Annotated in this window: 16 protein-coding genes and 2 tRNA genes; 2 read left to right on the top strand and 16 right to left on the bottom strand. The window is 64.9% G+C overall.

Translation table 11 applies throughout. The annotated features are described in order from the left end of the window. Window positions 1-157 precede the first annotated feature (157 nt). From E4J93_RS05770 to E4J93_RS05700, 15 genes are all read right to left on the bottom strand, one after another. On the bottom strand, window positions 158-2,833 hold the full coding sequence (locus E4J93_RS05770; protein WP_147588511.1) for an ATP-dependent Clp protease ATP-binding subunit: 2,676 nt from the start codon (window positions 2,831-2,833) through the stop codon (window positions 158-160). 201 nt (window positions 2,834-3,034) lie between these two features. Next, window positions 3,035-4,492, bottom strand: a complete 1,458-nt coding sequence (locus E4J93_RS05765; protein ID WP_147588510.1) for an aminoacyl-histidine dipeptidase — start codon at window positions 4,490-4,492, stop codon at window positions 3,035-3,037. Window positions 4,493-4,649: 157 nt separating this feature from the next. Then, window positions 4,650-6,536, bottom strand: a complete 1,887-nt coding sequence (locus E4J93_RS05760; RefSeq protein WP_147588509.1) for a hypothetical protein — start codon at window positions 6,534-6,536, stop codon at window positions 4,650-4,652. 508 nt (window positions 6,537-7,044) lie between these two features. Beyond that, complete coding sequence (gene lysS, locus E4J93_RS05755; protein WP_147588508.1) at window positions 7,045-9,042, bottom strand: lysine--tRNA ligase; 1,998 nt, start codon at window positions 9,040-9,042, stop codon at window positions 7,045-7,047. A 130-nt stretch (window positions 9,043-9,172) separates the two neighbouring features. Beyond that, a complete protein-coding gene (gene greA / locus E4J93_RS05750; protein ID WP_147588507.1) occupies window positions 9,173-9,646 on the bottom strand; it encodes a transcription elongation factor GreA in 474 nt (157 codons plus the stop codon). 104 nt (window positions 9,647-9,750) lie between these two features. Further along, a complete protein-coding gene (gene tatA / locus E4J93_RS05745; RefSeq protein WP_147588506.1) occupies window positions 9,751-10,017 on the bottom strand; it encodes a twin-arginine translocase TatA/TatE family subunit in 267 nt (88 codons plus the stop codon). Window positions 10,018-10,363: 346 nt separating this feature from the next. Then, window positions 10,364-10,440: transfer RNA gene (locus E4J93_RS05740), tRNA-Pro, on the bottom strand. Between the two features lie 37 nt (window positions 10,441-10,477). Next, window positions 10,478-11,371, bottom strand: coding sequence for a 4-(cytidine 5'-diphospho)-2-C-methyl-D-erythritol kinase (ispE, locus tag E4J93_RS05735; protein ID WP_147588505.1), 894 nt, complete (start codon window positions 11,369-11,371; stop codon window positions 10,478-10,480). After that, entirely contained in the window at window positions 11,371-11,667 is a 297-nt protein-coding gene (locus tag E4J93_RS05730) for a Veg family protein (protein WP_147588504.1), read from the bottom strand. Before E4J93_RS05730 ends, ispE begins: the two co-directional genes overlap by 1 nt. Window positions 11,668-11,841: 174 nt before the next feature. Further along, on the bottom strand, window positions 11,842-12,288 hold the full coding sequence (gene dtd, locus E4J93_RS05725) for a D-aminoacyl-tRNA deacylase (RefSeq protein WP_147588503.1): 447 nt from the start codon (window positions 12,286-12,288) through the stop codon (window positions 11,842-11,844). Next, window positions 12,285-12,929 carry an RdgB/HAM1 family non-canonical purine NTP pyrophosphatase gene (gene rdgB / locus E4J93_RS05720; RefSeq protein ID WP_147588502.1) on the bottom strand — a complete coding sequence of 215 codons (645 nt, stop codon included), beginning with the start codon at window positions 12,927-12,929 and terminating at the stop codon, window positions 12,285-12,287. The genes dtd and rdgB overlap by 4 nt, the downstream gene beginning before the upstream one ends. A gap of 60 nt (window positions 12,930-12,989) precedes the next feature. Further along, the gene (gene rph, locus E4J93_RS05715; protein ID WP_147588501.1) at window positions 12,990-13,724 is read right to left on the bottom strand and encodes a ribonuclease PH; all 735 of its coding nucleotides are present in this window, start codon (window positions 13,722-13,724) and stop codon (window positions 12,990-12,992) included. 66 nt (window positions 13,725-13,790) lie between these two features. Beyond that, window positions 13,791-14,702, bottom strand: coding sequence for a glutamate racemase (gene murI / locus E4J93_RS05710; protein ID WP_147588500.1), 912 nt, complete (start codon window positions 14,700-14,702; stop codon window positions 13,791-13,793). Window positions 14,703-14,712: 10 nt separating this feature from the next. After that, the gene (locus E4J93_RS05705) at window positions 14,713-15,618 is read right to left on the bottom strand and encodes an HAD family hydrolase (protein WP_147588499.1); all 906 of its coding nucleotides are present in this window, start codon (window positions 15,616-15,618) and stop codon (window positions 14,713-14,715) included. Window positions 15,619-15,775: 157 nt separating this feature from the next. Then, complete coding sequence (locus E4J93_RS05700) at window positions 15,776-17,338, bottom strand: Mur ligase family protein (protein ID WP_147588498.1); 1,563 nt, start codon at window positions 17,336-17,338, stop codon at window positions 15,776-15,778. Window positions 17,339-17,486: 148 nt separating this feature from the next. Between E4J93_RS05700 and E4J93_RS05695 the strand changes: the two genes are divergently transcribed. Continuing rightward, window positions 17,487-17,562, top strand: a tRNA-Val gene (locus E4J93_RS05695). A gap of 554 nt (window positions 17,563-18,116) precedes the next feature. On the opposite strand, the gene E4J93_RS05690 is transcribed toward E4J93_RS05695, so the two are convergent. Further along, on the bottom strand, window positions 18,117-19,331 hold the full coding sequence (locus tag E4J93_RS05690) for an iron-containing alcohol dehydrogenase (protein WP_147588497.1): 1,215 nt from the start codon (window positions 19,329-19,331) through the stop codon (window positions 18,117-18,119). A 225-nt stretch (window positions 19,332-19,556) separates the two neighbouring features. Here E4J93_RS05690 and E4J93_RS05685 point away from each other — a divergent pair, with 225 nt between their 5' ends. Next, window positions 19,557-19,970 (top strand): NusG domain II-containing protein, encoded by a 414-nt coding sequence (locus E4J93_RS05685; RefSeq protein WP_147588521.1) that lies wholly within the window; start codon window positions 19,557-19,559, stop codon window positions 19,968-19,970. The last annotated feature ends 235 nt before the right edge of the window (window positions 19,971-20,205 follow it).

The raw sequence follows: 20,205 nt of genomic DNA, 5'->3' as shown, positions 1-20,205 counted from the left end.
GGTAGCTCCGCGGACGGCCGGGCCGGTTTTGCCTCTTGACAATGTTCAACTCATATTAAAGGGTGCGATGCGCAACGCGCGCATCGCACCCTTTTGGACTCATCTTTGATTCCAAAACAGCGCCCCTGTCGCCGGCAGCGCAGGGCAGCCGCAGCGGCTAGCCGCGTGCGGCCGCCCCGAGCTGGCCGCCGCCCGCACCCAGGCCGCGGCCGCTCGGGGCCGCGCCGGCGCTGCGCGGGGCCGCGGCGAATCCGGCACCGAGCTCGCCCGCGGCGCGCGGAGCGGGGATCTCGCCGACGCCATGGGTGAAGACGAAGGAGCCGTCCTCCACGTCGCACAGGACGGTGTCGCCCTCGTGCCACTCGCCCGCCAACAGCTCCTCGGACAGCGGGTCCTCGATCAGGCGCTGAATAGCGCGGCGCAGCGGACGGGCGCCGTTGCTAAGATCGGTGCCCTCGGCCACGATCTTGTCGATGGCGGCATCGGTGAGGACGATGTTCATGCCGTTGGCGATGAGCCGTTGGCGCAGGTCGTCCACGAGCAGCCCGGCGATCTTGGTAAGCGGCGCGCCCACCAGCTTCTTGAACACCACGATATCGTCGATGCGGTTCAGGAACTCGGGGCGGAACAGGCGCTTGAGCTCGCCCATCGCGCGCGTGCGGATCTCGTCGGCGGTGAGGCCCGACTCGCCCGTGGTACCGAAGCCCACCGATGCGTCCTGAGCGATCTCGCGAGCGCCCACGTTGGAAGTCATGATCACCACGGTGTTGCGGAAGTCGACGGTCTTGCCCTGGCCATCGGTCAGACGGCCCTCGTCGAGCACCTGCAGCAGGATATTGAAGATGTCGGGGTGCGCCTTCTCGATCTCATCGAACAGCACCACCGAATACGGATGCCGGCGCACGGCCTTGGTGAGCTGGCCGCCCTCGTCGTGCCCCACGTATCCCGGAGGCGAGCCGATGAGCTTGGAAACCTCGTACTCGCTGGCGAACTCGGACATGTCGAAGCTGATCAACGCATCCTTGCTGCCGAACAGATACTCGGCGAGTGTCTTGGCGAGCTCGGTCTTGCCGGTGCCGGTGGGACCCAGGAAGATGAACGAGCCGCCCGGACGACGCGGGTCCTTGAGGGGGGAGCGGCTGCGGCGAATCGCCTTGGCCACGGCGGCCACGGCATCGTCCTGGCCGATGATGCGCGTCTTGAGCGCCTCCTCGCACGCCAGCAGCCTGCGGCTTTCGTCCTCGGTAAGCGAGGAGACGGGCACACCCGAAGCCGCCGAGACGATATCGGCGATCTGCGGCACGTCGATGACGAGCGGACGGGCATCGAGCTCGGCGGTCCAGGCGTCGCGGGCCTGCGCCAGCGCGGTCTCGGCCTGTGCCTCGTCCTGCTTGAGCTCGGCGGCACGGTTCATGTCGTCGCTGGCCGTGGCCTCTGCCACGGCATCCTGCAGCTCGGACAACCGCGCCTCGGCGTCGCGCACCGCCTGCGGCGCGCGATTGGCCGCGATACGGGCGCGAGCGCCCGCCTCGTCCATGAGGTCGATGGCCTTATCGGGCAGGAAGCGATCCTGGATATAGCGGCTCGAAAGACGCGCGGCGGCTTCGATGGCGGCCGGCGTGTACGTCACGTGATGGTGCTCGGCATAGCGCGGGCACAGCGCCTCGAGGATCTTCACGGTGTCCTCGACGCTGGGCTCCTCGACGTCGATCGCCTGGAAGCGGCGCTCGAACGCAGGGTCCTTCTGCAAGTGCTTGCGGAACTCCTCGGCCGTGGTGGCACCGATGATCTGGAACGCGCCACGCGCCAGCACCGGCTTGAGCATCGAGCTCGCGTCGATCGAGCCCTCGGCGGAACCGGCGCCGATGAGCGTGTGCATCTCGTCGATGAACAGGATGATGTCATCGGCCTCGGTGGCCTCGCGTATCACGTTCTTCAGGCGCTCCTCGAACTCGCCGCGGTACTTCGCCCCCGCGACCAGGCCGGGAAGATCCAGCGTCCACACATGCTGCCCCATCAGGTTCTCGGGCACGTTGCCGGCGGCGATCTCCTGCGCGAGCCCCTCCACGATGGCGGTCTTGCCAACGCCGGGGTCGCCGAGGATGAGCGGGTTATTCTTGGTGCGGCGAGACAGGATCTCCATCATGCGGGAAATCTCCTTCTCGCGGCCGATGACCGGATCGAGCTTGCCGGCCCGCGCCTCTTCGGTCAGGTCGGCGCCGAACTGCTTGAGGGTGCTCTCGGACTGGCCCTGCCCCTGGCCGGCCTCGCCCGAGAAGAACGGCAGGCCGCTTCCGGGCCTGCCCGAGGCCGAGCCGGCGAGCGGGCGGTTCTTGCCCGGATCCTTCGCCGTGAGCTTCTCGACGGCGCCGCGTACGCTCGCCGCGGAGACGCCCAGGCGCTGCAGGACCTCCATGGCCTTGCAATCGGCTTGAGCGACGATGGCGAGCAGCAGGTGTTCGGTCGAAACGTAGGTCTGGTTGTTCTCGCGCGCCAGGCGGAAGCTCTTCTCCATCACCGCGATGACGGCCGGGGTGAACGCCAGGCGCGCGGCCTCGGCGTTCTCACCCTCCGATGCGGGCTGCCCCTCGGACTTTGCAGCCGGATCCGTCGCCTCGGCGGGAACGGTGGTGGCCATCTCCTTCATGGTGGCGAGGATATCGTCGTACGCGATCTCGAGGTCGCGCAAGGCCTCCGCGGCGATGCCCTCCTCCTCTTTGGCGAGGGCGAGCAGCAGGTGCTCGGTGCCGACCTTCGATGACGAAAGGGCGAGCGCCTCCTCCTTGGCAAGCGACATGACGCGGCGCGCGCGATCGGTGAATCTATCAAGCATGCAGGTACCTCTAACGTGCGAGCTCTAGTGGCTAGTGTTCTTCTTTACCCCGTTAAGGTTTTTATGATACCCGATGGCGGCAAAACGTTGGAACTCAATGAACGCATCCGATACGCGGGCACCCCGCGGCCCGAAAGCCACGGGGTGCCCGACAGGCGACACGGCGGCACCGTGGCGACCCTGTTCGATATCGAGTGGGAATTAGGAAGCCAGACGCTTCAGCACGGCCACGAGCAGCTGGTAGAAACGCTCGGAGGAAGCCAGCTCCATGGACTCGTCCGGCGTATGGACGTCCTTGAGCGTGGGGCCCACGGCGATAGCGTCCAGGCCGTCGAGGGCCTCGGCGAACAGGCCGCACTCGAGACCGGCATGGATGGACTCGATGCGCAGCTCGCTATCGAACAGCTCGCGATACGTATCCACGAAGACGTCGCGCACGGGAGAGTGCTCGGCATAGCTCCAGCCGGGGTACTCGAACTCGAACTTGGCATCGAAGCCCAGCACGTCGGCGAGCGTCTGCAGGCGGTCCTTGAACTCCTCCTGCAGCGAGGTGATGGAGGAACGGGGCGACAGCAGGATCTTGACCTCGTCGGCGGACGTGGCGACCACGCCGATGTTGGAGGATACGTCCACGGCGCCGTCGGCTGCGAGGTTGCGGCGCATCACGCCGTTGGGGGCCAGGCGGATGGCGCGAACGAAGGCCAGGGCGGTGTCCTGGTCGATGGCCTCGACCTCGGCGTCGTCCGCAACGGCGACGTCGCAGGTGAAGCCGGGGTCATAGGTCTCGAGCTCGACGGCCACCTTCGCAGCGATGTCGCGGGCCAGCTCGGCGCCGGCCTCGGCGGCGGCGTGGTCGGCGTAGACCAGCTCGGCCTTGCACTCGCGGTTGATGGCGTTGTCCTTGGTACCGCCGTTGAAGCTCACGAGGGCGGGCTCGCCGGCGAGCATGAGGCGCTCGACGATGCGGGCCATGATGAGGTTGCCGTTGCCGCGCTCGAGGTGGATGTCGGCGCCGGAGTGGCCGCCCAACAGGCCCGAGATCTCGAGCGTGAGCAGACTGCCCGACTTGTGCTCGCGCGTGGCGGGGCGCGTGTAGGTGACGACGACGCCGCCGGCGCAGCTCACGGTAGCCACGCCCTCCTCCTCGGAATCGAGGTTGATCATGATGCGCGCGTCGATCTGCGACTTATCGAGCGTCTCGGCGCCCACCAGGCCGGACTCCTCGTCCGTGGTGAAGACGCACTCGAGGGCCGGGTGGGCCAGGGTATCGTCGTCGAGCACGGTGAGCATGAGGGCCACGGCGATGCCGTTGTCGGCGCCCAGGGTGGTACCGTTGGCCGTGAGGACGCCGTCCTTCACGACCAGGTCGATACCGTCCTTGGTGAAGTCGTGCTCGACCGTTCCCAGCTTGTCGCAGACCATGTCGATATGACCCTGCAGCATCACGGCAGGGGCGGCCTCGGCACCAGCCGAAGCCGCCTTCTTGATGATCACGTTGTACACGTCATCCTGGTAGAACCACAGGCCGTGCTCCTTGGCAAACGCCACCAGGTAATCGCTGATGCCCTTCTCGTTGCCCGACTCGCGCGGGATCGCGCTGATCTCCTCGAAATAGTGGAACAGCTTGGCGGGCTCGTACCCGGTGATCTTGTACTCCATGGTGCCTCCTTGGCGCTTCCGGACGAATACTTGCATACCCTTCTATTTTCCCAGAGTTTGCGCAAACTAACCCGTACGAATATGCAAGCTGCATTCAGAAGGCAGGGAGCGGCTACCACATATGCCGAGGCTCCGTAGCGCTATACGATCTAGACGTCTACACGCCCTGCTTCTTCAGCAGGTCCGCCGCGGTGTCGCGACAATCCTTGGCGTTGATCGTCTGCGCGTCGTCGGCCTTCGACGCCTTGGTGAGCGCATCGATACGCACCTGTTCGATCGCCTGCTTTTGACCGGCCGCCCCGGGCTTCGACGCGATCGATGTCAGCAGGTCGTGCAAGGGCAACGGATGGTACGCGAGCTCGGCTGCGATGTGCTTCGCCAGCGCCAGCCATTCATCCGCCGATGCGTTCATGCGCTCGAGCAGGTCGGCCTTCGCCCTGATGGCATCGTAGTTGGACGGCTGGGCCGCCAGGGCGGCGTCGACGGCCTCGCGCTTCGCCGCATCCTCCTGATAGCTTTCGGCCACAAGGCGCGCGAGATAGCTGCGCTGGTACGCCTCCGTTTCGTTCAGGGCGCTTTGCGCGTAGAGCGTATAGGGCGCGGCGAACTCGGAGCCGGCATCCCTTCCCCATCCGCACAGCCAGTGCGCCACGCTGGGGCTCTTGCTCTTCGACCACCCCGTGACCGCGTTTTGGATGCGATAGGTAGCCACCTTCTTGCCGGTCGCCTTGTCCTGGCGCAGCTCGTAGGTCGCCGTCGCCGCGTGGCCGGGCTGCCCCATCACGTACGAGGGAACGCCCACCATGCCGTTGAGGTTCGCAAAGGTCTTCGCCAGGGCGCCGCACACGCCGCCCTTCTCGAACACCATCCACAGGCGATGGTACGCGGTCTTGGCCGTCGTCGCCCCCGGTGCGGTCGAAACATCCCCGCATCCGATGTGGAAGGGGTCCCCCGGCTTGGCGTTGGGGAAGTTGGCATCATCATATACCAGGCCATACTTCTGCTTCCAACCGCCCTCCCACCTCTTCGGCTCCTTACCGGGTCCGTCCGAGGGCTTGACCTCGGTCACCGGACCGCTGAAGAGCGCGTCGTCGTAGAAGCGCGGATCGCTATATCCGCCGTCTTTCGTGAAGCCGTTATCCACGCCGCCGTACCAGATATAGGAATACGCATCCAGGCGCTTGCCCTCCTTGTCGGCATCCGGATGACGACTCAGCGAGTAGTTCGCCAGCCACGGCAGCTCGGCATCGGTGATCTGGTTTTCGAAGACATAGCGCATGTTCTCCACGGACAGCGCATCGAACAGCTCCTTCTGGAACCGATACCTCGGGTCGGACCGGAAGGTCTTGATGGTCTCGTAGCGCACCAACGGCTTCGACACGAAGCCGGGATCTCCCGTCCAAAGGCGCACCCGATCGGAGACGTCCATCGACGCCGAGATCATCATGCGCAGGTAGACATCGCCGTCGGCGGCCTTCAGGTCGTCGCCGTGCACCTCGCGGATTCGCCGCAGCGTATCAAGGGATTTTAGATAGTCATCGGCCGTCGGACCCGTCTTGGGGTTGGCCCACACGGCACCGCCCGTGATGTAGTGGCGCAAGGCGGCGTGGTCGTTGAGCAGCCATGAGACGAACTCGTTATGCGAGCGCGACGTAGCCGCATACTCCCAGAGCTTCGTGCCGCCGGCCCGCGCCACCAGTTCGCGCTGCAAGACGAGCAGCTCGGTTGCAGCCGGAAGCGTGCCGTCGGCCGCTGCGGCCGCCAGGTCTTTCGCGCTACCCGCCTGGCGGATCTGCTCGTCATAGGGAGCAAGGGCGGCCATCAGGTCGTCGGGACGCGCCCCGGCCTGCTGCGCGGCGGCGGATTCAGCCGCCTGCGCGAACGCCATGGCGGGCTGAAGCGCTACCGGCGCTGCGAGCGATGCGGCCAGCACGGCTGCGACCGCGAGCGCCGAGCCGTGCGCGCAACGCGCGACGCACGGGAAGCTCGAGACGGACGATGTGTGAAAGGGGTCGAAACCCGCACCATGATGATTGGTTGTCATGGGTGTTCCTTCGAACGTATATCGGCAGTCAGACACAACGCGCATTATGTGCGCACGAGTATACGTATCCCTAGTGTTGTTGTAGGTTGACTTTCCACACATCGCCTTTGTTCGTAAGGTACTGCGCCTTTTACACGGTGAAGGGTAGCTGGGGCGCCGCGAACGGCAGGGGGCTCCGCGCGCTGATCGCCCCGTCTCGCTCCGCGGGATTCATGCGTATGTCCCGGAACCGCTCCGGAGTCGTTAAGCGGTCCCGGGGCATACGCGCAAAGAACCAGGGACTATCACGGCGCATGAAAAAACCGGGGCACCCGGAACCACATGTTCCCAGGTGCCCCGGATACGGGCGAAAGAGAGATGCCGCCAGATGCCAGACGGTTGAACCCGAACGCAGGGTATCCCCCGCCCAGGGCGTTCCAGGCGGCAACGAATGCCGCGAGCGAACGGACCGCGCGCCAAACGCGCTGTGCGCAAGGGGCGATCGACGGGCGCGGGAACCCGAAGAGGCCTAGTACAGCTTGGCACCGGCCGGGATGGAATCGTCCACGATCAGCACGTTCAGGCGCTCGGGCGTCTCGTCGCCCTCGGCCTCGGCGTGCACGGCGGAGATGATCATGCCGCAGCTGGGGATGCCCATCATCTTGCGCGGAGGCAGATTGGTGATGGCGATGAGGGTCTTGCCGATAAGATCCTCGGGCTCGTAATAATCGTGGATGCCGGAGAGGATCACGCGATCGGTGCCCGAACCGTCATCCAGCGTGAAGCTCAGCAGCTTCTTGGACTTGGGAACGGCGACGCAGTCCTTGACCTTCACGGCGCGGAAGTCGCTCTTGGCGAAGGTCTCGAAATCGACGAAGTCCTCGAACAACGGCTCGATGACAACCTTGGAGTAATCGTTCGTGGGCTTCGCGGGCACGAGGAACGGGCTCGCGGACACACCGGCCTCGGCCATCTGGGCGGCCTTGGCGGCAGCGGCGCCGGACTTGGAGCCCTTCTCGGGCTTCATGTGCGGGAACAGCAGGACGTCGCGGATGGACGTGGAGTTAGTGAGCAGCATGACGACGCGGTCGATGCCGATGCCGATGCCGCCCGCGGGAGGCATGCCGTACTCGAGCGCGCGCACGTAATCCTCGTCGTACTCCATGGCCTCGTCATCGCCGGAAGCCTTCTCCTCCATCTGGGCGGCGAAGCGCTCGGCCTGATCGACGGGGTCGTTCAACTCGGAGAACGCGTTCGCGTACTCGTGCGCCGCGATGAACAGCTCGAAGCGGTGCGTGAGGCGCGGGTCGTCCTCGTGGCGCTTCGCAAGCGGAGAGACCTCGACCGGGTAGTCGACGACGAAGGTTGGGTTGATGAGGATGGCCTCGCCCAGCTCGTCGAAGAGCTCGGCGACCAGCTTGCCGGCGGTCCACTCGTCCTTATACTCGATATCGTGCTCGGCGCAGGCGGCGCGCAGTTCCTCGATGGGCGTGTCGAGCGTGATCTCGCGACCCAGGACCTCGGAGACGACGTCGGTCATGGGGCGGCTCGGCCAGGGCGAGAACAGGTCGATGGCCTGGCCCTGGTAGTCGATGACGCCCTCCAGACCGATGGCGCGCGCGGCAGCCTTGATGACGCCCTCGGCGAGCTCCTTCATGCCGTCGAGGTCGGAGTAGGCGCGATAGGCTTCCATGGTGGTGAACTCGGGGTTATGGGTGAGGTCCATGCCCTCGTTACGGAAGATGCGGCCGATCTCGAACACCTTCTCGTAGCCGCCCACCAGCAGGCGCTTAAGGTGCAGCTCGGTGGCGATACGCAGGTAGTTCTCCTGGTTGAGCGCGTTGAAGTGCGTGATGAAGGGCTTGGCCGTCGCGCCGCCCTGGATGGACTGCAGGATGGGCGTCTCGACCTCCATGTAGCCGTCGTCCTCCATGAAGCGGCGGAAGGTCGAGATGATCAGGGAGCGCTTGCGGAAGGTCTCGCGGACATCCTCGTTCACGATGAGGTCTACGTAGCGCTGGCGGTAACGGGTCTCCTTGTCGGACAGACCGTGGAACTTCTCGGGCAGCGGGCGCACGGCCTTGGAAAGCAGGCGCGCGGTGCGGGGCGCCACGGAGAGCTCGCCGCGCTTGGTGCGCACGACGACGCCGGTCGCCTGGACGATGTCACCGAGGTCGAGCGACTTCAGAACCTCCCAGGAGGCTTCCTCCACGTCGTTGACGCGGCAGAACAGCTGGATGTCGGCGGAGGGATCGCGCAGGACGAGGAACATGATCTTACCCTGGCCGCGCTTGGCCACGATACGGCCGCCCACGGTCACGGTCTCGGAGCCCTCTTCCTCGTTGGCGAGGCCGGCGTAGCGCTCAAGCAGGTCGGCAGCGTGGTCGGTCACGTCCGAATGCTCGGGATACGGATTCTTGCCGGCAGCGTACAGCGAGGCGCGGTCGGCAAGACGACGGGCGCGCTCGTCGTTCAGGATGTTGGCGGCCTCGGTCTCGGCCGCCGCGGTCGTGGTGTTCTCGGCCATGGTTTCCCCTCTTCATACACGCGGCGCGCGACCGGTTTCCATGCGCGCCGCAAGACGTAAACGAAAACCGCCCCCCAAGACCGTTGCCGGCCTTGAGGAGCGGATAAGCGCTAGGATTCTAGAGCGAACCCTAGCGCGAGATCTTGGTGATGGTGTAGACGCGACGCTTGCCCGACGGGGTGATCATCTCGACGGTCTCGCCCTCGGCGTGGCCGATGATGGCGCGGCCCACGGGGGACTCGTTGGAGATCTTGTGCTCGAGGGAGTTGGTCTCAGTGGTGCCGACGAGGGTGACCTCGGTTGCGACGCCGTCGCCGTCGACCAGCGAGACGGTGCAGCCGATGGAAACGGTCAGGCCGTACTCGCCGCTCTCGGCGTCCTTCGCGTTGGCGAGGATGGCCTGGATCTCGGCGATGCGGGCGGCGTTCTTAGCCTGCTCCTCCTTGGCGGCATCGTACTCGGCGTTCTCGGAAAGGTCGCCGAACGCGCGGGCCTCCTTGATATGCTCGACGATCTCGCGGCTCTTTTCGCCCTCGCGCCACTCGAGCTCCTCCATGAGCTTCTTGCGGCCCTCTGCGGTCAGTACGATCTGGCTAGCGTCCATTTAGGAAACTCCTTGCTCCGTCTATGCTCCCTGTTTTCAAACAGCAAAAGCGACCGGCACCCCTCGCGGGAAAGCCGGTCGCTGCTCTCCCTTGTTGAGAGAGGCTACTCAGCGTGCTGAGCTGCGTCCTCTTTCTTGGCCTTGGCCTCGGCGAGCTTGGCCTCGAGCTCGCGAATCTCGGCGTCGTCGGCATCCTCGTCGACCACGGTCTCGGACTCGACCTGCTCGGTCTTGTCGTCGCCCTCCATACCCTCGCGAATATTCTTCACGGTGGAGCCGAAGGCCTTGCCGAGCTTCGGAAGGTTCTTGGGTCCGAAGATAAGCAGGACCACAACCAGGATGACTACGAGCTCCATAGGACCAAGTCGCATGTTACTTCCTCCAACTAGTAAAGTCGATGCGATCCGCATCGACGTATCACCGCGAATGCGCGATCCGGCCCTTGTAGGCCGTGCCTTGTACAGCTCGGTTGAGTATACCGCGCACCCTGCAATCATGACAACACCGCCATAGCAAGCACGCGAGGACACCACGAACGTTAACGCTCGGTAAAGACTTTAAGGTACCTGCTCAACAGGAACAGCAAAGACGTTCGCTATTCCACAGGCCTCCGGCCCTGATCGGCATCCGCTCGATGTGCAGATTGTGGAGACGAGCCCCTGGTCCGCACGCCGCATGAAAAAAGCCAGGGTGAAAACCCTGGCTTCTTCAATGCAATGGTCGGGTTGACTGGATTTGAACCAGCGACCCCTGCGTCCCGAACGCAGTGCTCTACCAAACTGAGCCACAACCCGTTAGCTCGATTATAGTAACAGACAAATTTGGAAAAAGCTAGCCGACTGCAATAAATGGTCCAGATTTTTCCATCTTTGCCGCCTGGGCCCACCAGTGATGGTCGTTGAGCGCCGCGAGCGCGATGCGCTCGGCCGCCATCTGCGTGTTGCATACGGCGAAAACGCACGACCCCGAACCGGCCACCTCGGCGACGCGCACGTCGGGCTGCTGGCGAATCCATGCAAGGACATCGGAGATCTCGGGCGAAAGCGCGCACGCGGCGGGGGCGAGATTGTTCGCCACCTGTGCGAAGATGTCCGTTTCACGATGATCGCGCATCGCCTCGAGCATCGGCTCGAGGGGAGCGGGCTCGAGGGGCGCCTCATCGAACACGCGGTAGGCGTCAGCCGCGCTCACGCCACCTGTCTTGGGCTTGACCAGCGCCACGGCCGTACCCGTCAGCGGCCGGTACAGCTCCTCCATGACATCGCCGCGGCCCGACAGGTACGCCGGCGGCCCATAGAGGAAGAACGCCACGTCGGCCCCGATGGAACGCGCCACCGCGTCGATGCGGGGATCGGTGGGGTCGATGCCCCAGTAATGGCAGATACCCATGATGGTGGCCGCGGCGTCGGTCGAGGGACCGCCCAGGCCGGCGCGCACCGGGATGTGCTTATCGATGAGGATCGTGAACGCGGGATCGCGGTCGAAGGCCTCGCCCATCGCCACCGCCGCCTTATACGCGCTGTTCTCCTCCATGGGGAAGTCCGCCTCGGGCACCATGCGAACGACGAGCTCGTCCGACGGAGCGATGGCGAGCGTATCCGACAAATCGATGGTGCTCATGACGGTATCCACGCGGTGGTAGCCATCCTCCCCCTTGCCGGGATGCACGCCCAGATACAGGTTGACCTTCGCGGGGGCCGTCACCAAAATGAACTGAGCCGGCATTAATGCTCCTCGAGCTGATTGCCGAGCGGCACGAAGATATGCTCGCCCGACTCGGGGTCGAACAGCTCGACCGTGCCCGTCAGCACATCGACGTACTGATAGGACTGGCGCGACTTGCGACCACGGCGCTCGTCGACCTCGACGATGAACACCGCGGGATGAACGGTCTTGATCGTGCCCATGCGCTCGACGACGCGGGTGCGCCCCATGTTCGCGCGAACGCGCACGCGCTCGCCTACCATGGTCTTCAGCTTATCCTGGATATCGTCCACGTGGTTAACTTCAAGCTCTTCCATCTACCGGCCTCCATAAGGGCAAAATACGCCCAAAATAGCTATAAACGCACATAGTATAGCAGCCGTGCCTATAAAATGCACATCGACGCAGGATGGCGCGGCTCTACACCGCGGATCCCGCGCCGATGACCAGGCGTATATTTGATTTGGAAAGCGGCGCGCAGGCAGCGCGCCCTACAGCTCGTCGGTATCCAAAACGATGGTGAAGGGCCCGTCGTTCACCAGGGCAACCTGCATATCCGCGCCGAAACGACCGGTCGCCACATGCGGCACGTCCTCCCTCACGAGGGAGACGAAATACTCGTACAGCGCATTGGCCATATCGGGAGCTCCCGCAGCCGTGAACGAGGGCCTGCGACCGCGCCTGCAATCGGCATACAGCGTGAACTGCGAGACCACCAAAACCTCTCCATCAACGTCGGCGAGCGCAAGGTTGGTCTTCCCGTTCGCATCGTCGTTGATGCGCAGGCCGCGCAGCTTGCCCCATAGCTTATCCGCTTCCAGCTCGGTATCGGCCTGGCCTACGCCCAGCAACACCAGGTAGCCGCGGCCGATCTTGCCCGCCACCTCGCCGTCGATGGTCACGCTCGCGCTGTTCACGCGCTGGACGACCGCCCTCATGCGCCGCGCTCCACGAGCTGCGCCGCCAGGTCCTGCAGTGCATAGAAGCGATGGCTGATGGCGTTCTTCTCATCGGGGGTCAGCTCGGCCATCGTCTTGCCGGGCGTATCTGCAGGCAGGAACAGAGGATCGTAGCCAAAGCCATGGTCGCCGCGCCCCTCGTGCCCGATCGCCCCCTCGCAGGCGCCCGTTCCGGACAAAACCGCACCCGAGGGCTCCACCAGGGCGACCACGCTCATGAAGCGCGCGGTACGGTCGGCGTCCGCCACCCCGTCCATCTTTACCAGCAATTTCTCGTTATTGGCGGCATCGTTACCGTGCTCGCCCGCATAACGAGCAGAGTACACGCCGGGCTCGCCGTCCAGCGCATCCACCACCAAACCGGAATCGTCGGCGATCGCGGTGAAACCCGTCTGGGCAACCGCGGCCTCGGCCTTGATAAGCGCGTTCTCCAAAAACATCGTCCCCGTTTCCTCGGGATCATCGAACGAACCCAGCTGGCCCAGCGCCACGAAGCGCGTGCCGGGTAGCACCTTCGACAGGATCGCCTCGATCTCGGTGAGCTTGTGCATGTTGCCCGTCGCGACCACGATGGTGTTCGCGGGATCGAGCGTCGTGCTATCGATATGCTCCAACGCCATGGGAGCCCCTTTCATTCATGCGGCGCCATACGCCGCGCGTCCCGATATGCCAGCTGCCGGCTAGTCGCGAAAACCCGTCACCTCGTTTTGCAGCGCCACCAGCTTCGCGATGCCCGCGTCGCCCAGGTCGAGCAGGCGATTCAGGCGCTGGCGATCGAACGGCGTCCGCTCGCCCGTACCCTGCAGCTCCACGATCTCGCCGGAATCGGTCGCCACCAGGTTCATATCGATCTCGGCGTTCGAATCCTCCGAATAATCGAGGTCGAGCAGCTCGCAGCCATCGACCACGCCCATCGACACCGCAGCCACCTGGCCGGTAATGGGCAGCCGAGCGATCTTGCCCGCCTCGACCCACGCCATGAGCGCATCGTGCATCGCCACCCAGGCACCGGTGATCGACGCGGTGCGCGTGCCGCCATCGGCCTGGATCACGTCGCAGTCCACCGTCACCGTGTACTCGCCCAGCGCCCGCAGGTTCACCACGGTGCGCAGGCTGCGGCCGATCAGGCGCTCGATTTCCATCGAGCGGCCCTTGCGCTTGCCCACCTCGCGATTCGTGCGGCGATTGGTCGACGCGGGGAGCATCGCGTACTCGGCGGTCACCCAGCCGCAGCGGCTCGCGCGGCGCCATGCGGGCAAGCCGTCCTCGATAGTTGCGGCGCACAGCACCTTCGTATCGCCGAACTCCACCACGCACGAGCCGAGCGCGTGCTTCAAGACATCGCGCTCGAGGCGCACGGCGCGCATCTGGTCGGCGGCACGGCCGCTTGCGCGAACAATCTCCATATGATCCATTCACGTATTCCTTTTCACGTAGAAGCGATGCGGGCGACCCGCGCCCGCATCGAAACCCTATAGTTGTCAGCGCGCCCGGATGGTCAGGCTGTCCAGCTCGTCGAGCGAGATATGCTCGATGCTCTTGAGCGGCTGGCCGAAGATGAAGCTGCCCGCCGCCGCGAACTCCGCCAGGTTGTCCGAAGTCGTAGCAAAACGATGTTCGGGCACGGCGCCGTCCATGGCAAGCTGACCGCGCCGGCGAAGGATTTCGGTGAGCTCGAGCGTGGTCTCCTCCGCCGACGACACCACGCGCACCCGATCCCCCAGAGCGGCGCGAATCGGCCCCGCCAGCAGCGGGAAATGCGTGCAACCCAGCACGACGGTGTCGATCTCCTCGCGAGAAAGCGGCTCGACGACGCGCGCGACCTCGGCCCGAATCTCCGGCGTATCGAAGACGTCGGCGTGTTCGAGCCAGGTCTCGTGCACGTGCGCGCCCGTAGCAAGCTCGCGCTCCACGATCTCGACGAAACTCGACGCCGGGCAACCAAATACCTGAACGCCGGCATCAAGAGCGTGGATCGCCTTGGCATACGCACCCGACCCCACCGTGAGCTCGGTTGCAAGCACACCTACGCGGCGCGACCGCGTGCTGTGGATGGCGGCGCGGGCACCCGGCGCGATCACCCCGATCACGGGCACATCCAGCATGGTCTGCACCGTCGAGAGCGCGGAGGCCGTCGCGGTGTTGCATGCGATCACCATGATCTTGACCGCGTGGGCTTCCAGCCAGCGTCCTGCCTGCGCCGTGAAGGAGCGCACCTCGTCCATCGTCCTGATGCCGTACGGGCAACGCTTCGTGTCGCCAACGTAATAGATCGATTCGTTTGGCAGCGCGCGGGCGATCGCCCGCGCAACCGTAAGTCCGCCCAAACCGGAATCGAACACGCCGATCGGCATGGCGTTGAGCGTGATATCCGGCACTTCCATGCTGTCCATCGAGTTCACCTTATGCGCGCGCAGCCAGCAGGGTGCGCATGGAGCTGATCCAGCCGTCCAGGATACGGCCGCGCGTCACGTACGCATGCTCATGCGTCTCGAGGAACTCGGCGGCTCGCGGATCCTTCAAACCGTTCTCCACCAGGAAGAACAGCGACGTCGCGTCCGCCATCAGGAAGTCCGACGACGCATCGCCGATCGAGAGGGTCTCTGCCGGGTCGATACCGCGCAGCTCGCAGAAGCGCGCCACGGCGCGGCCCTTGTCGAGGCCCGCGGGCATCAGGTTGAAGGCGCGGCCGCGCACGCCCTCGGGAAGCTCGAGCGTCGTAGGAGCCGAGATGTAGTTGAGGTAGCCGTTGTCGCCCCAGCACAGCTGCGCGCCGGCGGCGTCGATGATGGCGCGCACTTCCTCGTCGGGAACCTCGCCGCGCATACCCACCGTGACCTCGCGATGCTTGTAACCCGTCGACATGTCGTTATGGAACTCCAACATGCCGGGCCAGCGGCCCATGAACTCGTCGAGGACGCCCGTCTGCTCGATGACCTCGTGGGGCGTCAAGCCCGACTCCGGGTCGTAGGGCATATCGGCGGTGAAGTACTCCCACTCGTTCTTCTTGTGGTCGAGCATGAGCAGGCCGCCCATCTCGCCGATGTAGGAGTTAAGGCCCAGGAGGCGAACATCCTCGTGCAGCATGGACCTGTTGCGGCCCGAGCACGGAATCACCTCGACGCCGGCGCGCTTGAGCTCTACCAGGGTGGAAACGAAGTCGAGGCTATGGTTGCCCTCGTTGTCGAGCAAGACGCACGAGCCCGGCCCCAGCATGGTGCCATCAAGATCCGTGAACACGAAGCGCACACGGCTCAAACGCTCGGCCAGCTCCCCTTCGACGCGCTCGGGCAAAACGGTGTTCGGCATAATCGTCCTTCCAACCTCGTGCGCGCAGGGCGCGCCAACGTCAATGCTGTGGACTATCATACCCGCCCGCATGCGGCTCGGCGCGTACACATCGTTTTCACCCAGCCGAAACGCATAAAGCACGGGGCCAAACGCATCGCCCGGCCCCTTCGCTTACCTATTTGACCTCTTGCTCGAACACGCGCGCGAGCAACGAGGCGTCGCCCTCGTATGCATCGCGGCCATGGGCGCGAATCATATGGTGCTCATGGCCCTTGCCCGCCATCACGATCACCGCGGGGCCGGTACAGCCGCGCACCGCCAGGCGCGCCGCGCGCTCGCGATCGGGCTCGATGACGATATCGGTCGCACCCGCTTCGCGCGCATAGCGCTCGATCGTGCGGCAGATCTCCACCACGTCCTCGGTGCCCGCATCGTCCTCGGTCGCGATGATGCGGTCGGCCAGCTCGCCCGCGGCGCGGCCCATGCCCTCGCGGCGGTCGCGCCCCTTGTCTCCGGTGGAACCAAAGACCACGCAGAGCTCGCGATCCGGATAGCTGCGACGCACGTTTTCGAGCAAGACGCGCAGGCTCACCTCGTTGTGGGCATAGTCCACGATGCCGGCGATATCGGGATCGGGCGAGTCGATACGCTCCATGCGGCCGGGCACGCGGACGGCTGCCAGGCCCCGCTCGATGGCGCGAGCATCGACCCCCAGCGCCTCGGCGCACGCGATGGCACCGAGCGCGTTGGCGAGGTTGAACTCGGCGATGGTGGGCACGAGCACCTCGTAGGTACCGCGCGGCGCCACGACCGTCATCTTCGTGTCGTGCCCCTCCTGTCGCCAGGTGGAGGCGTAGATGTCGGCCGACTCGTCGCGCATGGAGCACGTGAGCACGCGCGGGCAGCACGACGCCGCTCGCAGGACCTCATCGGCAAAGTCCATATCGAGGTTGACCACCGCGGCATCGCACTGGGCGAACAAGGTGAGCTTGCTGGCAAAGTAGTCCTCGAAGGTAGGATGCTCGATGGGCGAGATGTGGTCCTCGCTGATGTTGGTGAACGCACCCACCGCGAAGCGCACGCCGGCCACGCGTCCGTACTTGAGCGCCTGGCTCGACGATTCCATCACCACGTCGGTAGCGCCCAGCGAGGCCGCGCTGGCCAGATAGAGATTGAGCTCGAGGGGCTCGGGAGACGTGAGCTGGGATGGGATGCGCTCGACGCCGTTGTCGATCAGGATGGTCGATATGATGGCCGCGGGGCCGTGCGCATCCAGGCGCGCCTGCTCGTCGAGAATCCCCTTGAGGTAGAACGCGCTGGTGGTCTTGCCCTTGGTACCGGTAAACGTGCTGATGCGCACGTTCTGGGACGGATTGCCGTACGCGCGCGACGCCAACGGCGCCAACGCGCGTCGGATATCGGATACGTGCAAGCAAGGCAAATCGATATCCTGGTAATGCTGCGTGGACACATATGCCACGGCGCCCGCCTCGGCGGCCTGGGCCAGGTACTCGGGCTTGAACGCGGCCCCCTTGCAGATGAACAGGGTGCCCGGGACCACCGCACGCGAATCATAGCTCACAAACGATATGGGCAGATCGGACAGTTCATCGAGATTGGCCGCACCAGCGATGCCATCGAGCACGCCCGCGGCGTCGAGCACGTCGATATACTCACCCAGCACACCGGGAACCTGCAGGGCCTCGGGGTCCAGCGAGGCATGGACAGACGTAGTCATAGCTCCTCCAAACGAAGCCGCACGAACATAAATCCGGTCGCTTGCACGACCGCGTCCCCTTTTCAGCTTATCGTTTCATCATAGATTGAACTTCTTCCAAATGCATCCTTGCCATACATGCACCTTTGCCACTATACTCAAACCCCACGGGCGATTGGCGCAACGGTTAGCGCAGGTGCTTTACACGCACAAGGCTGGGGGTTCGAATCCCTCATCGCCCACCATTGATCTGCGACGGCCCCGGCAACGGGGCCGTTTCTTTTTCGGGCGCGGCGCACGGGATTCGAACCCACGGGGGCGCGGAGCCGAGTGAACGCGCGGGCGTTCGCCGGCGCAGCGCGAGGGCCGCGAAGCCCGAAGCGAGGGCGCGGGCGGCGCGGGACGCACGCGGAATCCCACCTCCCGAGGGTTGTCCCATCCCCTCGTCCCCGAAGTGAGCGGTTTTTCCGAGGGCCTCGGCGAACAGGCCGCACTCGAGCCCATCCCCTCACCCCCGAAGTGAGTGGATTTTTCCCAACCACGTTCAGAGACCTCCTGATTTGCCTGGAATCGGCAATATTTCCCCAGTTGAGCACTTTACTGTATTGGAGTGTATATTGAGTGCCAGCAATATTCCACCCACTTCGGGGGTGACAGCCACGAAGCCCCCTCCTCTAGAGCGGGACTTCGATGATAAAAGTGCAGCCACCCGCGCCCTGAAGCGCAAAACGGCCCGGCAACCGCTGGGGCTGCCGGGCCGTGCGGCGCGCGAAGTGATCGCGCGCATGCAATTCGAATCTTAGAACGTCACCGGGGTATCGGTATAGACGCACTCGAGCAGCTGCTCCATCTCCTCCTGCGTCGGGATACGCGGGTTGGAGCCGGTGCAGGCGTCCAGGATGGCGTTGGCGGCGACGTCGGCCTTCTTGGACTCGAACTCGTCGTAGTCGATGATGGACTCGTCGGCCTTCACGCCGTACTGACCGTAGTTCTTGATGCCCTGCGGGATGTCGAGGGCGTCGTTGAGGTCGCGGATCTTCTGGACCAGAGCCTCGACGAGCTCGTCCTCGGTCTCGCCGGCGAGGTGCAGGACGTCCTTGGCGATGAAGGCGTAACGGCTCTTGGCGCGGGCGTCGCGGGCGTTGAACTGGATGACCTTGCCGAGGTACATGGCGTTGGCGCAGCCGTGGATGATGTGGTCGCCGGTGAAGGCGGCGCCGGTCTTGTGCGCCATGGAGTGAACGATGCCGAGCAGGCCGCTCGAGAAGGCGATGCCGGCGATGCACTGGGCGTCGTGCATGTGGGCGCGGGCCTCATGGTCGCCCTGGTAGGACTTGGGCAGCCACTCGACGATCTCGCGGATGGCGTGCAGCGCGTTGCCGTCGGTGTACATGGAGCCGGCGGTGGAGACGTAGGCCTCGATGGCGTGGGTCAGCGCGTCCATACCGGTGTGGGCGCAGAGCTTGGCAGGCATGGTGTAGGTGAGCTCGGGGTCGACGATGGCGACGTCAGGGGTGATGTTGAAGTCGGCCAGCGGGTACTTGATGCCCTTCTCGTAGTCGGTGATGACGGAGAACGCGGTGACCTCGGTTGCGGTGCCGGAGGTCGAGGCGATCGCGCAGAAGTGGGCCTTGGTGCGGAGCTCCGGGAAGGAGAAGGGCACGACGGCCTGCTCGAAGGTCTCCTCGGGATACTCGTAGAACAGCCACATGGCCTTGGCGGCGTCGATGGGCGAGCCGCCGCCGATGCCGATGATCCAGTCGGGCTGGAAGGCCTCCATGGCCTTGGCGCCCTTCATGACCGTCTCGACGGACGGGTCGGACTCGACGCCCTCGAAGATCTCGACCTCGAAACCGGCCTCCTTAAGATCGGCCTCGACATCCTGCAGGAAGCCACCGCGACGCATGGAGCCGCCGCCGGTGACGATCATGGCACGGGAACCCTTGAGGTTCTTGACCTCGTGACGGGCGCCCTCGCCGAAATACAGATCGCGCGGATTAGTAAAACGTCCCATAGAATGCCTCCATTCTGCAGACCCCTCTCTCCAGGGCCCGCTATGCAACGGAGCACCCAAACGGCTCCGTTTGGACCATATGAGACCATGCACCCCTCTGTGCACAGGCTTGTGTTTAGTGTAGTCCTTTGGAACAATGATGGCGCTATAAATTCGGCAAAACCGTTCCGGACCACCCCGAACATGCCTCTTATTCCCCCACCACTCGCCACCGAGGTCGTCGACATGGCTCTTCATATAAAAACAGGTGACCGCATCCTCATCGCCCTGATCGCGCTGGGCGTCGCGGCGGGCGCGCTCTGGTTCGCGCTGGGCCGTGCGGACGACGGCGCGAACGCCGCGGGCGCGCTGGTGGTATGCCAGTCGAAAGACGGCTTCTACCGCTGCGACCCGCTTGGCTCCTCGGTCTCCTACACCGTCGGGACGCCGGGAACGGGCCGTGGCGCCGACGTCGACGCGGGCGAAAACCGCATATCCATCCATGACGGCGCGGTGCGGGTCGAATCCGCAAACTGCGGCAACCAGGTATGCGTCCAGCACGACCCCGTCGACGCCCCCGGCGAGCAGATCGTCTGCCTCCCCCACGGCGTTGTCGTAGAGATCGTGGCAAACGAGCAGGACGCGGCGCGGCTCTCGTAGACGCACGGGGCGCCCGCCCCGAAGCCCGAAGCCCGACGATCGCACCCGGCCCTCGGCGGCCACGCGATCCGGCCGGGCGGCCCGCCCGCCGCGCGGCTTGCGGCGCGCGAAGCCCGCCCCCCGTCATCTGCGCGCGAAATGCCGGGCTTCGGCGCCACGCAGTTGTGACACGGATGTGCCCGCGAACATGGCGGCACCCCGCATATGCCGCCGAGCGGGTACACTAGTACCTTAC

It is taken from the genome of Collinsella sp. BA40 (genome assembly GCF_008014645.1).
In the GTDB taxonomy this organism is placed as follows: domain Bacteria; phylum Actinomycetota; class Coriobacteriia; order Coriobacteriales; family Coriobacteriaceae; genus Collinsella.
Note: the sequence above shows the minus strand (reverse complement) of the source record. Positions and strands in the feature narration are given on the sequence as shown.

What these genes read in the sequence shown, in the direction of transcription:
- E4J93_RS05765 (WP_147588510.1), bottom strand. Translation starts at nt 4,492, where the DNA reads ATGGAGTACAAGATCACCGGGTACGAGCCCGCCAAGCTGTTCCACTAT.
- E4J93_RS05730 (WP_147588504.1), bottom strand. Translation starts at nt 11,667, where the DNA reads ATGGAAGAGCTTGAAGTTAACCACGTGGACGATATCCAGGATAAGCTG.
- E4J93_RS05700 (WP_147588498.1), bottom strand. Translation starts at nt 17,338, where the DNA reads ATGACTACGTCTGTCCATGCCTCGCTGGACCCCGAGGCCCTGCAGGTT.
- E4J93_RS05760 (WP_147588509.1), bottom strand. Translation starts at nt 6,536, where the DNA reads ATGACAACCAATCATCATGGTGCGGGTTTCGACCCCTTTCACACATCG.
- E4J93_RS05690 (WP_147588497.1), bottom strand. Translation starts at nt 19,331, where the DNA reads ATGGGACGTTTTACTAATCCGCGCGATCTGTATTTCGGCGAGGGCGCC.
- tatA (WP_147588506.1), bottom strand. Translation starts at nt 10,017, where the DNA reads ATGCGACTTGGTCCTATGGAGCTCGTAGTCATCCTGGTTGTGGTCCTG.
- dtd (WP_147588503.1), bottom strand. Translation starts at nt 12,288, where the DNA reads ATGAGGGCGGTCGTCCAGCGCGTGAACAGCGCGAGCGTGACCATCGAC.
- E4J93_RS05705 (WP_147588499.1), bottom strand. Translation starts at nt 15,618, where the DNA reads ATGCCGAACACCGTTTTGCCCGAGCGCGTCGAAGGGGAGCTGGCCGAG.
- ispE (WP_147588505.1), bottom strand. Translation starts at nt 11,371, where the DNA reads ATGCCGGCTCAGTTCATTTTGGTGACGGCCCCCGCGAAGGTCAACCTG.
- murI (WP_147588500.1), bottom strand. Translation starts at nt 14,702, where the DNA reads ATGGACAGCATGGAAGTGCCGGATATCACGCTCAACGCCATGCCGATC.
- rph (WP_147588501.1), bottom strand. Translation starts at nt 13,724, where the DNA reads ATGGATCATATGGAGATTGTTCGCGCAAGCGGCCGTGCCGCCGACCAG.
- rdgB (WP_147588502.1), bottom strand. Translation starts at nt 12,929, where the DNA reads ATGGCGTTGGAGCATATCGATAGCACGACGCTCGATCCCGCGAACACC.
- lysS (WP_147588508.1), bottom strand. Translation starts at nt 9,042, where the DNA reads ATGGCCGAGAACACCACGACCGCGGCGGCCGAGACCGAGGCCGCCAAC.
- E4J93_RS05685 (WP_147588521.1), top strand. Translation starts at nt 19,557, where the DNA reads ATGGCTCTTCATATAAAAACAGGTGACCGCATCCTCATCGCCCTGATC.
- E4J93_RS05770 (WP_147588511.1), bottom strand. Translation starts at nt 2,833, where the DNA reads ATGCTTGATAGATTCACCGATCGCGCGCGCCGCGTCATGTCGCTTGCC.
- greA (WP_147588507.1), bottom strand. Translation starts at nt 9,646, where the DNA reads ATGGACGCTAGCCAGATCGTACTGACCGCAGAGGGCCGCAAGAAGCTC.